The organism is Actinacidiphila yeochonensis CN732 (assembly GCF_000745345.1).
In the GTDB taxonomy this organism is placed as follows: Bacteria; Actinomycetota; Actinomycetes; order Streptomycetales; family Streptomycetaceae; genus Actinacidiphila; species Actinacidiphila yeochonensis.
On record NZ_JQNR01000004.1, the window covers coordinates 267,478 to 282,360 of the forward strand.

The 14,883-nt window shown below is 71.0% G+C and carries 7 protein-coding genes; 6 read left to right on the forward strand and 1 reads right to left on the reverse strand.

The features are described 5' to 3' along the window. Positions 1-105: 105 nt before the first annotated feature. From BS72_RS08040 to BS72_RS08050, 3 genes are all read left to right on the forward strand, one after another. Positions 106-867: a carbohydrate ABC transporter permease gene (locus BS72_RS08040; protein ID WP_051950993.1), complete on the forward strand. Its 762-nt coding sequence runs from the start codon at positions 106-108 to the stop codon at positions 865-867. A gap of 96 nt (positions 868-963) precedes the next feature. Further along, positions 964-5,763: an Ig-like domain-containing protein gene (locus BS72_RS08045; protein ID WP_051950805.1), complete on the forward strand. Its 4,800-nt coding sequence runs from the start codon at positions 964-966 to the stop codon at positions 5,761-5,763. 747 nt (positions 5,764-6,510) lie between these two features. Next, positions 6,511-8,907, forward strand: coding sequence for a hypothetical protein (locus BS72_RS08050; protein ID WP_198545820.1), 2,397 nt, complete (start codon positions 6,511-6,513; stop codon positions 8,905-8,907). 146 nt (positions 8,908-9,053) lie between these two features. On the opposite strand, the gene BS72_RS08055 is transcribed toward BS72_RS08050, so the two are convergent. After that, positions 9,054-10,412, reverse strand: coding sequence for an alginate lyase family protein (locus tag BS72_RS08055; RefSeq protein ID WP_078901146.1), 1,359 nt, complete (start codon positions 10,410-10,412; stop codon positions 9,054-9,056). 871 nt (positions 10,413-11,283) lie between these two features. Between BS72_RS08055 and BS72_RS08060 the strand changes: the two genes are divergently transcribed. The 3 genes from BS72_RS08060 (at position 11,284) to BS72_RS08070 (ending at position 14,875) form a co-directional block, all read left to right on the forward strand. After that, a complete protein-coding gene (locus BS72_RS08060; RefSeq protein WP_037908302.1) occupies positions 11,284-12,162 on the forward strand; it encodes an SIS domain-containing protein in 879 nt (292 codons plus the stop codon). A gap of 170 nt (positions 12,163-12,332) precedes the next feature. Continuing rightward, positions 12,333-13,202, forward strand: coding sequence for a class II fructose-bisphosphate aldolase (locus tag BS72_RS08065; protein WP_037908305.1), 870 nt, complete (start codon positions 12,333-12,335; stop codon positions 13,200-13,202). Between the two features lie 68 nt (positions 13,203-13,270). Next, positions 13,271-14,875, forward strand: coding sequence for a metallophosphoesterase family protein (locus BS72_RS08070; protein ID WP_232792274.1), 1,605 nt, complete (start codon positions 13,271-13,273; stop codon positions 14,873-14,875). Positions 14,876-14,883: the final 8 nt, after the last annotated feature.

Sequence of the window (14,883 nt, forward strand, 5' to 3'; positions counted from 1 at the left end):
ACCGACGCCGTCCCCGTCCCCGCCCGCGTCCGACCGCGCCGCGTCCCACCGCGCCGCAGGCAGTCGCGCCGCAACACCGTCATCGGCGTCGTGCTGACGCTGGTGATGCTGTTCCCCGTCTACTGGATGTTCAACGTCTCCCTGACCCCGCAGCGGGACATGCGCAAGTCGCCGCCCGACCTCTTCCCCCTCCACCCCACGTTCTCCGGCTACCACGCGGTGCTGCGGGACCAGATGCCCTACCTGGGCGTGAGCCTGATGATCGGCCTCGGGACGGTCGTGCTCACCGTCGCGCTGTCGGCTCCGGCGGCCTTCTCGCTGGCGAAGCTGCGGCCGCGCGGCGGCGGGGTGCTGAGCATGGCGCTGCTGGTCGCGCAGATGATCCCCGGGATCGTGATGGCGATCGGGTTCTACGGCATGTTCCTCAGCTTCGGGCTGCTGGACTCCTGGTGGGGGCTGATCGTCGCGGACTCCACGATCTCCGTCCCCTTCGGGGTCATGATCTTCGCGGCGTTCATGTCCGGCATCCCGGACGAGCTGATCTCCGCCGCCCGCATCGACGGAGCCGGCACCTGGCGCACCTTCTGGTCGGTGGTGCTGCCGGTCAGCCGCAACGCCGTGGTCACCGTCTCCCTGTTCAGCTTCCTGTGGGCCTGGTCGGACTTCGTCTTCGCCAACACCCTCGACAGCGGTGGCGACATGCGGCCGATCACGCTCGGGATCTACCACTACATCGGCAACAACAACCAGGAGTGGAACGCCATCATGGCGACCGCGGTGGTGGCGTCGATACCCACCGCGCTCCTGCTCATTCTCGCCCAGCGCTACGTCGCCGCCGGAGTCAGCGCCGGAGCCCTCAAGGCCTGACGGCGGCCCCACGGATGTCCGACCACCGTGCACCGACAACGAATGGACAGGTGAATGACCGCAAGACCTGGCGCCGGAAGGCGTGGAAGACACAGAATGCCGGCTCTGCTGCTGGCCGGGCTGCTGAGCGCGGGGACGGCGCTTGTGGGCAGCGGGATGGCGGCCGCGGCGGAGCCCCAGGTGAGCCAGGTGGGCTACCCCACCTTCAAGGGCTCGGCCAACCCGGTTCCGGACGTACCCGCCGGCTACACCTCCGACAACCAGATGGAGGCGATCTTCACGGCGGACGTCGCCGCCGGCGCCGGAACCGACACCGACCACGACTTCTGGGTCGACAAGATGCTGACCCGGACCGGCACCGCCGGGGACTCCGACCCCGGCAACAGCGACAACAACCAGTACCTGTTCAGCCGCGGCCGGGCGGTCTTCATGAAGACCCACGACCCGTCGGTTCTCGGGTTCGGCGGCCAGGTCGCCTACTGGGAGGCCATCGACGGGCGCGAGGCGTACGACATCAGCCTCCAGGTGGACGGCACGAAGCTCAAACTGACCGAGGACACCTCGGCGCGGAAGCAGACGCCGAGCTACTGGCGGGAGAAGTTCACCACCAGCGACTCCTCCCTGTCGGTGACCGAGGTCAAGTTCATCACCGCCAACGACGTCGCCGTCACCGAGTTCACCGTGGACAACACGGGATCGGCCGACCGGACCGTCGCGGTCAAGGCGACCTCCCCGTACACCACGGACGTCGACGGGGACGAGCTGACCGGCACGGTCCCGGCCCTGAACAACCTGACGACCATCTACCCGCGGTTCTCCGGGGACGGCCTGACGCCGTCGAGCGGATCGCTGACCGGGAACCTCGCGGTGCCGGCCGGCGGGCACACCACCACGAAGGTGCAGCTCGGCTTCACCACCAAGGAGATCCCGGCCTCCCGGACCGAGTACGACTCCGTCCGCGCCGCGACCCCCGCGGCGGCGTACCGGACCAGCGTCACGGCGTACAACCAGTGGTGGGCGGACAACATCCCCTACCTCGACGTGCCGGACAAGAACATCGAGAAGTCGCTGTACTACCGCTGGTGGCTGATGCGCTTCAACTACCTCGACGCGAACATCCCGGGCAACGACTACCAGTTCCCGACCTCCGTCGAGGGCGCGCTGGGCTACAACAACGCCATCGACCTGACCGTCCCGCTCTTCCTGGACGACCTGAAGTACTTCCGCGACCCGTCGTACTCCTACGGCACCTGGGTGTCCGCGGGCGAGGTGCAGGCGCCGAGCGGCCAGTACATCGACAACCCCGGCGACCCGGCGAACTGGAGTGCGAGCCACGCGCAGTACATCTCCGCGTCGGCACTGCGCTCGTACGAGCTGCACGGCGGGCCGTCGTCGATCGCGGAGCAGCTGGCGGGCTACGCGTCGAAGGACGTCAAGGGCCAGCTCGCGGTGATGGACACCAACAAGGACGGGGTCCTCGACACCAACTGGAACTCCTGGACCGGCAACGACGCCGACGCGGTGTCCTTCGACTACGCGCCGGGCGACAACCTGGACCGGCCCGAGTCGGCGTTCACCTGGGCGGGCGCCGAGGCCGCGGTGCAGGCGTACACCATGAGCGGTGACACCGCCAAGGCGGCGGACATGCAGACCACCGCGGACACCATGCAGACCGCCCTGCTGAACAACCTGTGGGACCCGAGCACCGACAGCCTGCTGTCGAAGGACATCAAGACGGGCAAGCTCGATCCGTGGAAGGAGATCAACAACTACGACCCCTACACGGTCGGGGAGATCCCCAAGCCGGACGGCACGGCCGCCAACGACGCGTACACCCAGGCGCTGCGCTACTTCGCCGACCAGAACGAGTTCCCCATCTTCCCGTTCTACACGGCCGACCAGAAGGACAAGGCGGCCGCCACCGCGGCCGGCCGGCCGGGCTCGAACAACTTCTCGTTCATCAACTCCACGGGCCTGCTGAACCTGTACGCCTCGGCGATCCGCAACTACCCGAGCTCGTACGTCACCGCGGACTCGTACAGCAAGCTGCTCTCCTGGAACGCGTGGGCCAACTACGCCGACAGCGGTGACAACCGCTACCCGGACGCCACCGAGTTCTTCTCGGACGGTTCGGCGGACCCGGGCAGCATCGGCTACCGGTCGTGGATCCACCAGACCATCCTCGGCGCGACCAACCACAACGTCATCGAAGACGTCATGGGCCTGCAGAGCCGCACCGACGACAAGGTCGAGCTCTGGCCGATCGACATCGGCTGGGACCACTTCGACGCCAACAACATCGCCTACCGCAACACCAACCTCTCGATCACCTGGGACAAGCCGGGAGACGGCAAGCGGTACTACGGCGACGACGTCCCCGAGGGCCTGTCGATCTGGGTCAACGGCAAGCGGGTCGCGACCGTGGACTCGCTGACGCACTTCGTGTACGACCCGGCCACGGGCAAGGTCAGCTTCCCGGGCGGTGGTTCGGCGACCGCCACCTACCAGACCACCTCCGACGTGGACGCGCCCACGCAGGTCACCTTCCCCGACGACTCCAGGGTGACCGACATCTTCGCCAAGTCCGGCGACGACATCACCGCGAGCGGCGCCGGCCTGCCGAACCTGGCCAAGGGCGCGACCGCCACGGCCACCTACTCGGCCAGCGGCCACGGGCCGGCCGGCGTGGTCGACGGAAGCACCGCGATCAACCCCTACTGGGGGTCGTCCGGCTCCTCCCACGCACAGGACTCGGTCGAACTGGACCTGCCGAGCACGCAGAAGATCAGCGACCTGAAGGCGTACTTCTACAGCGACAAGAAGATCGGCGGCTACGCGGAGCCGGCCACCTACACCGTCCAGTACGACGACAACGGCACCTGGAAACCGGTGACGAGCCAGGCCCGGACCCCCGTCGACCCGATCGCCAACTACAACGACATCCGGTTCGCCGAGGTGACCACCGGCAAGATCCGGATCACGGTCACCCCGCAGGACGGTTACAGCACCGGGATCAAGGAGCTCCAGCTCTTCGACCCCACCAGCCCCGTCACCGCCCAGCAGAACACCGCGCCGCAGGTCGACGCCTACGTCGACACGTCCAGCTCGCCCGGCGAGGCCCACCTGACGGGCGTGGTCAAGGACGACGGCCAGCCGTCGGGCACGCTCAGCCAGCAGTGGTCCGTCGTGTCGGCACCGGACGGGGGCGTCGCCGTCATCTCGACGCCCACGGACGCCTCGACGCTCGTCCGCTTCACCAAGGCGGGCAGCTACACGCTCCGGCTCACCGCGACGGACGGGACGCTCTCCACGTCCGACGACGTGACCGTCACCCCGACCGCCGCCGCGGGCGGCGCCAACGTGGCGACCTCGGCCACGCCCAGCGCCGACTACACGGCGTCCTGGGACAGCGTCAACGCGGTGAACGACGGCAAGGTCCTCAACTCGGGCGGCGCGTCCACCGACTACTGGGGCACCTGGACCGGCAACGACCCGACGACCCGGACGCTCCAGTACACCTGGAAGTCCCCGGTGCGGATCTCCGGCTCCAACATCACCTTCTGGCACGACAGCCCGGTCGGCAACGGCGGCGGGGTGGTCGTCCCGCACGCCTGGAAGATGCAGTACCTGGCGGGTGACGGCAAGACCTGGACCGACGTGCCCGATCCGAGCGGCTACGGCACCTCGGCCACGGGCAGCAACGCCACCACCTTCTCGCCGGTGACCACCACGGCGGTACGGGCGATCTTCACCGCCGACTCCAACGGCAAGACCAACGCCGCCGTCGGCGTGAGCGAGTGGCAGGTGCTGGCCGACCAGCCCGAGTCGGTGACCGACACGCAGGTGCGCACCACCGTCGGCACCGTCCCGACGCTGCCCGCCACCGTCGACGTGGTGTACAGCGACGGCAGCCGCACGCAGAGCGGCGTCACCTGGCAGGCGATCACGCCGGACCAGGTCGCCGAGGACGGTGCCAGCTTCACGGTCACCGGAATCGTCGGCAACGCCGGTGCGGCGGCCAAGGCCACCGTCTGGGTGCGGTCCGCGCTGGGCGACACCATCACCAACCTGCAACCCGTGACCGCGCACACCGTCGCCGGTACGGCGCCGCAGCTGCCCGGCACGGTCACGGCCACGTACAACGACGGCACGATGGACAGTTCGCTCCCGGTCAGCTGGGGCGCGATCAGCGCCTCCTCCTACGCCAAGGCCGGCACCTTCACCGTCCACGGCACCGTGCCGGGTACCGGCTTCACCGCGACGGCGACCGTGACGGTGAAGGGAGCCGGGGGAGAGACGGCCTCGGCGCCGGAGATCTCCACGGTCTCGGTCGCGGACGGCAACGTGGTCGGCGGCACGGTGTCCTTCGCCGTGGGGCTGGCCGGCAAGGCGTCGGACATCTCGTACACCTACATCGAGCTGAACCGGGGCGGCGTCTGGACGACGGACAACACCGTCAAGGCGGCGATCGCACTGGGCAGCGGCAACTCCGGCCTCGACCCGAAGCTGGTGGTGGACACCACCGCGCTCCCCAACGGCAGCTACGGCCTGAAGATCGACGCCGTCGGGGCGGACGGGCTGACCACCGAGAAGAAGATCTCGTTCACGGTCAACAACCCGCCGGTGGTGACCTTCGCCGCGCCGGCCTCCGACGCGACGGTGAAGGGCACGGTGGCCGTCCGGGTCGGGCTGTCCGGCCAGGGCCTGTCGGCGTACAACCTGCGGGTGGACGGCACCGGACTGCAGTACCTCTACCAGCCGGCGGCGGGCACGGAGACGTTCTCGCTGGACACCACGACGCTCTCGGACGGCGTGCACACGCTGCTGGCGACCGCCACGGACAGCGCCGGGAACAAGACCACGGTCACGGAGAAGATCACCGTCCGGAACACGTAGGGCCCGAAGCCCGCCCTGGCGGCGGACGCGAGGAGGTGCGGTGAGCCCTGGGGCGCCGGCGCGGTCAGCGCCGGCGCCCCCGCGGCGTCGGGCCGCCGGGCGCCGGGGGAGCGGGGGAACGGGCGTGCCGGGGGTGCCGGTGCGCATCGCGCCAAGGGGGCCGGAACCTCGCGGAAAACTGGCCGAGGATGTTCTGCGGAAAGAGTTGACGGGCCATGTGAGCGGTTCTACTTTCTCGTACAGAACGGGAAATCCGACAGGTTCCCGGGGCCGCCTCGCGGCCCCTCTGCCGGCCCGGCGCCACCGTTCCCGAGGCACTCCTCCGGGAAGGCGGCCACGGCGGCGCCACGTCCCGGATCTTCTCCGAGGAGCCGGGAAGCGGTTCGGACACACGAGTTCCAGCAGCTCGGCCCAGGCGAGGCGGACCTCTCGGCGGAGGCGGGCAGCGGCAGCCCCGTCCCGCGCTCCGGCGCGGGGAGCGGCCGCGTCTCCCGCGAGTCACCAGGCTCTCCGACGGGCGGCTGTCCCGGCGCAAGATTGTTAGCGCTCACATTACGCGGGTTCCGACGGCGAGCCGCACCACCGCCGGAACCGGCCGCGTCCGACGGGCCCCGGCGGGCCGCCCGGCCCGTCCGCCGTACGCGCGGCGCGGTCCCACCGTCCGACACTCCTCACCCCACGGGAGGAACCACCGATGACGAACTGCCCGTCACGCCGCTCGACACCGACGAAGCAGGTGACTCCGCGATGACGAACCGCCTCCTTCAGGCGCTGCGCCGCCGCAGGGTCGCCGCCGCGACCGCGGCCCTCCTGGTCGCCTCGGTGCTGCCGTTCCTCGGCACCGGCTCCTCCGCCGCCGCGGCCTCGGGCGCGGCCGCCGGAGAGCGGCAGGCACCGCCGGCCGCCGCCGCGCAGACCGCCTACCAGGGCATTCCGGCGGTCTCCCCCAACTCCTGCAAGAACACGAGCCTGCCGAACGCGTACGGTACCAACTTCCCGACCCCGGCCGACCCCTACGGCCAGGGCTTCTCCAACCAGTCGGCGATCGGGTGGGACGGCAACTACTGGCCGGCGTACTCCTACCTGTCCGGCTCCTACTTCGCCCGCGGCGTGCCCACCACCTACAACTCCGGCGGCACCACCATCTGCGGGGCGATGTACTCGTTCAGCATCTACCACACCGGCGGCAACCGGCCCGCGCAGTCGGTGCAGTGGACCGAGGACAGCGGCTACCTGCCGGCGCTCACCACCAGCTTCACCACCGGCACCACCGCCGTCTCGATCAAGGACTTCGCCGACAAGGCCACGATCGCCGGCAACCCGGTGCTGCTCGTCTACACCCGCGTCTCGGTGACCAACAACGGGACGGCGGCGGTCACCCTCGACCCCGGCGGCACCGGCACCAACCTCGTCAGGCTGACCAGCACCTCGCTGAACACCGTGCAGCCGAAGGCCACCAGCAACCACGACTACGTCGCCGCGATCGACACCTTCGGCTCCGGGGCGGCACTCCCCACCACCGCCCAGATCACCTCCGGCGCCCCCACCCTCGACTCCGCGTACAGCGCGATGAGCTCGTACTGGAACGGCCGGATCGCCGAGACCGCGACCCTCTCGCTCCCCAACACCGCGCTCCCCAACACCGGGAGCCTGGCCAACCCCGGCACCGCCCTCACCAACGCCTACAAGGCGGGCACCATCTACGGCCTGATCATGCAGATCGGCAAGGCCCAGTTCTCCGGCGCCAACAACTACTTCTGGGAGCTCAACCACGACGTGCCCGGCGAACTGGCCTCGCGCTTCGAGACCGGCGACTTCCAGGACGCGCAGAACCTGCTGCTCAACGCCCGGATCTCGGAGGCGACCAACTACAACGAGCAGGGCGCCAACTGGTACTACGACGGCGACTGGAAGACGCCCGCCGTCTGGGCGCTGTACCTGGCCAAGACCGACGACACCGCGTTCGTCAGCCAGTACTTCCACGACGACGCGAGCGGCACCAGCTCCTGGGGTCCGAGCCTCTACACGATCATGCACACCATCTACCAGGGCCAGCTCGCCTCCGACGGAGCCCTCAAGGCGAGTTACGACAACGACTCGTCGGGCCGCTGGCTCTTCGACGACTACTCCGCGCTCCAGGGCCTGGCCGCCTACAAGTACATCGCCACCCGGCTGGGCAACACCACCGAGGCCCAGTACGCCGACACGGCCTACACGTCGCTGCTGAGCCACGTCAACACGCTGCTGACGACCAACCAGTCGGCACACGGCTTCAGTTACCTGCCCTGCACGGTGGACCAGGCCAACTCGGCCAACCGCTGCAACACGTACAACGACGCCAACTGGGCCTCGCCGGTCTGGGTCGGGCAGAACCAGTGGTCCACCATGCTGGAGGGCGGCACGCTGAACGGGATCGCGGGCAGCGCGGCGCAGGCCGACGCGATGTACGCGTGGGGCTTCGCCCGGCTGGCCTCCAACGGCCTGCCCTACCCGACCTTCGGCGCCTTCAACGGGTACTCCACGGCCTACAACACCGCGTACGCCTCCGACGGGCTGTACGGCACCAACTACCGCGACCTGCCGATCACCAGCTACGCCTGGCAGATCTCGACCACCACGGGCGGCCCGAACGCCTGGTGGGAGGCGAACGGCAGCGGGCCCTCCGCCTCCAACCCGTGGATCGGCAACCACGCCGGGCCCGAGTTCGGCGCGATCCCGTACGCCTGGCCCATCTCGGCGCAGCAGCAGGGCCTGGTCGAGTCGATCGTCGCCGAGGGCCGCGCCTCCACCGGCACCGGTCCGTTCACCTTCACCCGTCCGCTCTACATCGGACGCGGCGTCCCCAACAGCTGGATCGCCGCGGGCCAGACCACGTCGGTGGGCAACCTCACCAGCTCCTACAACGTGGACACCGGTACCCGCAGCACCTACGGGGTCTCGCTGGCCGTCACCAAGCCGGGCACGGTCCGGGTGGTCACCGTCACCCTGAGCGGCTCCGTGCCGTCCGGCGCAGTCTCCATCCAGCTGCCGATCTTCAACACCGTCAACGTCACGGCGGTGACCGGCGGCAGCTACAGCTCCAGCACCCACACCGTCACCGCGAACGCCGGCGCCACCACCGTCACCATCACCCTCGCCTCCTGACCCGTGCCGAACCGGCCGGCGGCCCGCCCCCTCCCGGGCGGGCCGCCGGCCCACGGCGTCTCGGGGTGCGCCCCGCACGGATCGCGCCGCCGGCCCCCTCGCCGGGACGAGTTCCAGGCCTCGAACCCGGCGCACGGCTTGTTGGTTCAGCCGGCTGAACCGGGTGTTGTGAGGTGGGTCGTGCCGGCCGGGACGACGTCGGGGTTGTCCGCGTTGGTGAGCGTCTCCCACGCCACGAACAGACTGTTCGTGCCGGCCGGCCGCTGCGACTCGGTCAGCGCCTGCGTGTTGGTCATCGCGACGCCCATCCGGTTGTGCAGCGCGTTGAAGCCGACCTCCGTGACCGGGCCGAGCCCCAGGTTGAGGCTGCCTCCGCACAGCCAGGACGGCGGGGCCGTGCCCAGCTCGTACTTCGACTGGAAGCCCAGCGCCTGCCGCAGCCGCTCGCCGACCTGCGGGTAGAGGTCCTGGCCCTGGATCGCCGCGGTCTCGGCGACGTCCGAGATGGACGCGATGCCGTAGCCGGTGTGGGTGAAGTCGCGACAGGTCTCCTGTGTCAGTCCGGTCACGAAGGTCGACTGGCCCTGCCAGTAGCTGATGATCTTCGCCGAGGTGTCCAGCCCCGACCCCGGCACTGTTTTGGGCAGCGAGCCGTCCGTGGAGAGGTAGACGTACGCCGCGACCCGGTTGAGGTACCGGGCGATCGCCTTGTCGTAGTCGGCGCCGTCGTTGAGGAAGATCGAGATCCCGACCGCCGCCTCCATCATGCTCAGCTCCCAGTTGCCGTTGCTGTTGGAGCCGTTGATCACCTCGGGAAGGTAGACGGTGCGCAGCATCGTGGCGAACCGGTCGATGTCCGAGGACGACCAGCCGGAGTAGGTGTAGCGGATGATCTCCGCCGCACGCGGCCAGACCGAGCCCGCCCAACCGGTCTGCAGCGGGGCATTGGAGTTCGTGTGCTCGGTGATCGTCGACGACCAGGCGTTCATCAGGTCGATCGCCTTCTGCGCGTAGGCGCTGTTGCCCGAGATGTACCAGGTCAGCGCGTCCGTGTACGCGGCGATGGCGTCCTGCCGCTCGTCCGTGCAGCCGTTGTCGGGGTTGGAGTACGACCCGCAGTCGACGTCCGCGCGCGGCTTGGCGGTGCGCGAGAGCGAGGCGTAGGAGCTGGCCGTCATCTGGGCGTAGGCGTCCTTCCACGGTTCCGCGCCCGCCTGCACCTGGCTCTTGGCGTACTGGAGTTGGGGGAGGCTGACCAGCACGCCCGGGTGGGTGAACGTGGTCGGCGCGGCGGCCACGGCGGGGACGCCTGCGGCGGGGGCCGGGGCGGCCGAGGCGCCGCCGGCGGGCAGCACGGCGGCGGCGGTGCCCAGAGCGGCGGCTGCCGCGGCCAGGACCACGGACCGCCGGAACCGTTTCCGGACCGGCGCGGCGGGGAGAGCGGGCTCGGCGCCCGGGACGGCGAGGTGGCCGGCGGGACGGCCGGCGCTGAGGAATCTGCGCATGGGGGGCTCCTGGTGCGGGGGCGGCCTGCGCGCGGTGCGCGGGGGCGCGCGGGCACCCTCGGATGTCGTGGGGGACAAGGCCGGATCGGCAGGAAGCTTTCCTGTCCGTACTGAGGAGCATGGCAATGTGACGGTGTGTTGGTCAAGACACTGAATGCCATTCAGTCCGCTGACCCAGCCGGATGGTTGCTCCATCGAGGTCGGTACTCGCCAGGGTGTGCGCCGGCCGCCGGTGAGTTCGCATGGCTCCGGCTGCCCTGTCGGGAATCCGGGCGGTGTCTCCTCGGGTCCGCGCGTCAGGCCATCGGGCCATCGGGCCTTTTGCGGCCGGGAGCCGGGCGGCGGCGACCCTGTTCCTCGGAGCATCCACACGGCCGCCACGGGCCGCTGCCGCGTCTGTGGCGTGACGGGCGAGAAGTGCGCCCGGCGGCTTCGGTCCTGCCGTCTGGCGGGCTCGAACGAGTGGTGCCGCGAAACCCCCCGGCACGTGGGAAGTTTGACGTGGTGTCGGGAAGAGGCTGCTGGCGACTGCCGCGCGTTCGGGCGTCGATGTCGCGGGAGGGCGTCCGACACCCGTCTGTCCTCGCGTCCGGCGGGTCCATAGGGCGCGCGCCCCTCGATAGCGCAGGAAGGGAGCACAAATTTTGCTCGAAACTGCTCATTGAAGGCCTTGATCAATCAACCATGAGCGTTCTATGGTCGAGCGCCACGAGGTAACGAGTGGTTCAGGGAGTTGCGTGCGGGCCGCCGCGACCGTCCTCCGGCCGGTCGGGGCTCCACCGCTCCCGGTCGTGCCCAGCCGTTCCCGAGCAGCACCGGCGTCCCCAACCCGCCCTCATCTCAAGCGAGATCCACGCGAGCAGGAGTACACATGTCGTTCATCCGGGACGAGATCGACCGCCAGCCCGCCGCCTGGCGCGAGGCCGGGAGTGTCGCCGCGGCGGCGGGCGGACTGCCCGAACCGGGGGAGCGGGTGGCCGTCATCGGCTGCGGCACGTCGTGGTTCATGGCCGAGGCGTACGCCGGCCTGCGGGAGCGGCGCGGCCAGGGGCAGACCGACGCCTTCGCGGCCTCCGAGTTCCCGCACGACCGCGACTACGACCGGCTCGTGGTGATCTCCCGCTCCGGCACCACCACGGAGGTCGCCGAACTGCTGGGGCGGCACGGCAGGCGCAGCCCCACCGTCGCGCTCACCGCCGTCCCGGGGACCCCGGTGCCCGCGGCCGCGGACCGGGTGGTGGACCTGTCCTTCGCCGACGAACGCTCCGTCGTGCAGACCCTCTTCGCGACCACCGCGCTCGCCGCGCTGCGGGCGGCCCTCGGCGAGCCGGTCGCAGCGCTGGCCGACGCCGCCGAGTCGGTGCTGGCGGAGCCGCTGCCGGAGGAGTGGACCGCCGCCGAGCAGATCACCTTCCTCGGCCGCGGCTGGGCCCACGGAGTGGCCCGCGAGGCGGCGTTGAAGATGCGCGAGGCCACCCAGGGCTGGACCGAGTCCTACCCGAGCATGGAGTACCGGCACGGGCCGATCGCCATCGCCGCGCCCGGCCGGCTGGTCTGGCACTTCGGCCCCGACGCCGACGGGCTGCGCGAGGACGTCCGGCCCACCGGGGCGCTGTTCGTCGACAACGCCGAGGACCCGCAGGTCGACCTGATCCGGGTGCAGCGGCTCGCCGCCGCCGTGGCGGAGCTGCGCGGTCTGGACCCCGACCGGCCGCGCCACCTCACCCGGTCGGTGGTGCTGAACGCGTGACGGCCCCGAAGGCCCGGCGGCGCCAGGCGTACCGACGGTGCCGCTGAGGCCGCCACCGTCCCTGCCGCCTCCATCGCCTCTTCCACCTCCGTAGTCCCCGCCGTCTCCGCAGTTTCCGTCAGCACCGCCGCCGGCGAACCGGACGCCGGCCGAACCCCGGACAGGAGCAGATCCCCGTGCTGAGCACCACCGCCGAACTGGTCGGCCAGGCCCGTGCCGCAGGCACCGGCGTCGCCGCGTTCAACGTCATCGCGCTGGAGCACGCCGCGGCGGTGGCCGCGGCGGCGGAGGCCACCGGCCTTCCGGCGATCGTCCAGATCAGCCACAACGCGATCCGCTACCACGGCGGCGACCCGCTGCCGCTGGCCGCCGCCGTCACCCGGATCGCCGCCGCGAGCACCGCGCGCCTGTCGCTCCACCTCGACCACGTCGAGGACCTCGACCTGGCGCGGCGGACCGCCGAGTGCGGCGCCAGCTCGGTGATGTTCGACGGCTCCCGCCTCCCGGACGAGCAGAACGTCGCCGCCACCCGTGCGGCGGCCGACTGGGCGCATGCCCAAGGGCTGTTCGTCGAGGCCGAGCTGGGCGAGATCGGCGGCAAGGGGTCCGCCCACACGCCCGGCGTGCGGACCGACCCGGGCCAGGCGGCCGAGTTCGTCGCGGCGACCGGGGTGGACGCGCTCGCCGTCGCGGTGGGCAGTTCGCACGCCATGCGGACCAGGACCGCCGGGCTCGACCTGGAGCTCATCGCCCGGCTGCGGGACGCGGTGCCGGTGCCGCTGGTGCTGCACGGGTCGTCGGGGGTCCCGAACGCGACCCTCCAGGAGGCCGTCGGCCGCGGCATGACCAAGATCAACATCGGCACCCTGCTCAACCTCGCGTTCACCGAGGCCGTCAGAACGGTCCTGCGCGAGGAGCCCACCGCCGTCGACCCGCGCCGCTACCTCGGTTCGGCGCGACAGGCGGCGACCGCCGTCGTCACCGACTGCCTGACCAGCCTCCAGGGCCGGACCGCCCCGGTCGAGGCACCGCTGGCCTGACGGCCAGTCAAGATTGGGTTATTCGCTCGCCCGTTCGTCGTGTCGGTGCCCCTTGTTACAGTGCGTCGGTGGCCACCTCATCGCGTGAATCGCCGGCCGGTGCCGGCTGGCAGGACCAGGAACCGGGCCGTTACCGGGAGTTGATGCCCGAGCGCGTCGTCAACGTCTCCTGGCTCGACCCGAGGACCCTGTGGCGGGCCCGCAACGGGCCGCTGGCCTCCCTGTTCGGCGACCCGACCGGTGCCGACCGGCAGCGCTGGGTCCGCTCCCAGGTCGAACGAGGCGAGGCCGGGCCGGAGTTGCTGATCGAGCGGGACGACCCCGAGGCGTTCTCGTTCCTCGTCATGGGCGACACCGGCGAAGGTGACGGCCCTCAGTACGCCGTGGTGCCCGGCCTGCTCAAGGCCGGCGCCGGCACCCGCTTCGCGGTCGTGTGCAGCGACGTGCTCTACCCGGTGGGCACCGGCAACGAGTACCCGGAGAAGTTCTTCCGCCCCTACCAGGACTACGACGCGCCGATCTACGCGATACCGGGCAACCACGACTGGTACGACGGGCTCACCGGCTTCATGCGGGTCTTCTGCCGCGCCCGCGCACTGCCGCCCCGTCCGAAGCCCCGCCCGCTGTCGGCCGCCTGGTGGCGCGACCTGCTGTGGGCGGCACCGGACACACCCGACGACGCGCTCATCGACCGGGCCCGGCAGCTGCGGTCGAAGCCCTCCCAGGCAGCCTGTCAGCCCGGCCCGTACTGGGCGATGGACACCGGGCCGCTGCGCCTGATCGGTATCGACACCGGCCTGCTCGGCACCATCGACGCCGAACAGGGCGCGTGGCTGCGCCGGGTGGCCCAGGGGCCCCGCCCCAAGATCCTGCTCACCGGCTCCCCGATCTACGTGGACGGTGAGCACCACCCGTGCGCCATCGAGGGCGGCGGCACCGTGGACGACGTCGTCCGCGACCCCGCCAACCACTTCGTCGCCGCGATCGGCGGCGACATCCACAACTACCAGCACTACCCGGTGGACGTGGACGGCCGGCGGATCGAGTACGTGGTGTCCGGCGGCGGGGGCGCCTTCATGCACGCCACCCACACGATCCCGCGGGTGGACATCGGCGGCGTCAGCGAAGCGGACTTCCGCTGCTATCCGATGCGCGGTGACTCGCTCGCCTTCTACAGCCGCTTCTACGGCGGCCGGCTGCGGCTGCGCCGCCTCCTCGGCCTCACCCCCGAGCAGGCGACGGCGGCGGTCGCCGAACGCGTCGGGGTCGAGCCGGTGCGGGCCACGACGGAGCGGACCACCCGGCGCACCCGGTTCGTGGCCTCGCTGCTCGGGGTCGCGCCCCGCCCGGGGCGCGGCGCGCGGCTCCGGCCCCGGCTGCCGGTGCACACCGCGCTGACCAAGGTCGTCTCCCCGGCGGGTGCGACGTACAGCCCGCCGTTCTTCAAGAACTTCCTGCGTCTGGACGTCACCGCCGAGGCGGTCCGGATCAGGTGCTTCGCCGCCACCGGGATGCGCGCCCAGGAGCTCGACCCGCCCGTCGAGGACGAGTTCACCGTCCCGCTGCGGTCTCCCGTCCCGCCGCCCCGCCAGGGCGCGGAGGACGGCGCGGCCGGTCCGGCAGCGGCGCCGGGCGGTCCGGGCGCGGCCGGTGGCGCGGGGGAGGGGGCGTAGGCCGCGCC

What these genes read in the sequence shown, in the direction of transcription:
- BS72_RS08040 (WP_051950993.1), top strand. Translation starts at nt 106, where the DNA reads ATGCTGTTCCCCGTCTACTGGATGTTCAACGTCTCCCTGACCCCGCAG.
- BS72_RS08045 (WP_051950805.1), top strand. Translation starts at nt 964, where the DNA reads ATGCCGGCTCTGCTGCTGGCCGGGCTGCTGAGCGCGGGGACGGCGCTT.
- BS72_RS08050 (WP_198545820.1), top strand. Translation starts at nt 6,511, where the DNA reads ATGACGAACCGCCTCCTTCAGGCGCTGCGCCGCCGCAGGGTCGCCGCC.
- BS72_RS08055 (WP_078901146.1), bottom strand. Translation starts at nt 10,412, where the DNA reads ATGCGCAGATTCCTCAGCGCCGGCCGTCCCGCCGGCCACCTCGCCGTC.
- BS72_RS08060 (WP_037908302.1), top strand. Translation starts at nt 11,284, where the DNA reads ATGTCGTTCATCCGGGACGAGATCGACCGCCAGCCCGCCGCCTGGCGC.